Source organism: Roseisalinus antarcticus, from assembly GCF_900172355.1.
Classification (GTDB): Bacteria; Pseudomonadota; Alphaproteobacteria; order Rhodobacterales; family Rhodobacteraceae; genus Oceanicola; species Oceanicola antarcticus_A.
The window spans coordinates 1-1210 of sequence record NZ_FWFZ01000129.1 but is presented as its reverse complement, the minus strand read 5'-3'; the positions used below and the strand labels follow the sequence as shown (position 1 = coordinate 1210).

The 1210-nt window shown below is 65.9% G+C and carries 1 protein-coding gene; it reads right to left on the bottom strand.

What is annotated here, in order from left to right; genetic code table 11:
• Window positions 1-34: 34 nt before the first annotated feature.
• The gene (gene tuf / locus ROA7023_RS23545; RefSeq protein WP_085881354.1) at window positions 35-1210 is read right to left on the bottom strand and encodes an elongation factor Tu; all 1176 of its coding nucleotides are present in this window, start codon (window positions 1208-1210) and stop codon (window positions 35-37) included.

The following is a 1210-nucleotide window of genomic DNA, read 5'->3' as shown; positions in this document are numbered from 1 at the left end:
CCGGGCGCGATTGTCCGCGCCCGGTGTCTGGGGGTCAGACGAGGATCTTGGAGACCACGCCGGCGCCGACGGTGCGGCCGCCTTCGCGGATCGCGAAGCGCAGGCCGTCTTCCATCGCGATCGGGGCGATCAGCTCGACCTCGAACTTCAGGTTGTCGCCCGGCATCACCATCTCGGTGCCCTCGGGAAGCGTCACCGTGCCCGTCACGTCCGTCGTGCGGAAGTAGAACTGCGGGCGGTAGTTCGCGAAGAACGGCGTGTGGCGGCCGCCCTCGTCCTTGGTCAGGATGTAGGCCTCGGCCTCGAACTTCGTGTGCGGGTTCACCGACTTGGGCTTGCACAGCACCTGCCCGCGCTCGACGCCCTCACGCTCGATCCCGCGCAGAAGGATGCCCACGTTGTCGCCCGCCTCGCCGCGATCCAGCAGCTTGCGGAACATCTCGACGCCCGTGCAGGTCGTCTTCTTGGTGTCGCGGATGCCGACGATCTCAAGCTCGTCGCCCACGTTCACAACGCCACGCTCGACGCGGCCGGTGACGACCGTGCCGCGGCCGGAGATCGAGAACACGTCCTCGATCGGCATCAGGAACGGCTGGTCCACGGCGCGGGCCGGGGTCGGGATCCACTCGTCGACGGCGGCCATCAGCGCCTTGATCGATTCTTCGCCAATCTCGGGGTCGGTGCCGTTCATGGCGGCCAGCGCCGAGCCACGGATGATCGGGATGTCGTCGCCGGGGTAATCGTAAGAGCTCAGAAGCTCGCGGATTTCCATCTCGACCAGCTCCAGCAGCTCCTCGTCGTCAACCTGGTCGACCTTGTTCATGTAGACGACCATGGTCGGAATGCCGACCTGGCGGCCCAGCAGGATGTGCTCGCGCGTCTGCGGCATCGGGCCGTCGGCGGCGTTCACAACCAGGATCGCGCCGTCCATCTGGGCGGCACCGGTGATCATGTTCTTGACGTAGTCCGCGTGGCCGGGGCAGTCGACGTGGGCGTAGTGACGGTTCTCCGTCTCGTATTCCACGTGCGCGGTCGAGATCGTGATCCCGCGGGCCTTCTCCTCGGGCGCACCGTCGATCTGGTCATAGGCGCGGAAGTCGCCGAAATACTTCGTGATCGCGGCCGTCAGCGTCGTCTTGCCGTGGTCAACGTGACCGATCGTGCCGATGTTGACGTGCGGCTTGTTGCGTTCAAACTTTGCCTTGCCCAT

What these genes read in the sequence shown, in the direction of transcription:
- tuf (WP_085881354.1), bottom strand. Translation starts at nt 1,210, where the DNA reads ATGGGCAAGGCAAAGTTTGAACGCAACAAGCCGCACGTCAACATCGGC.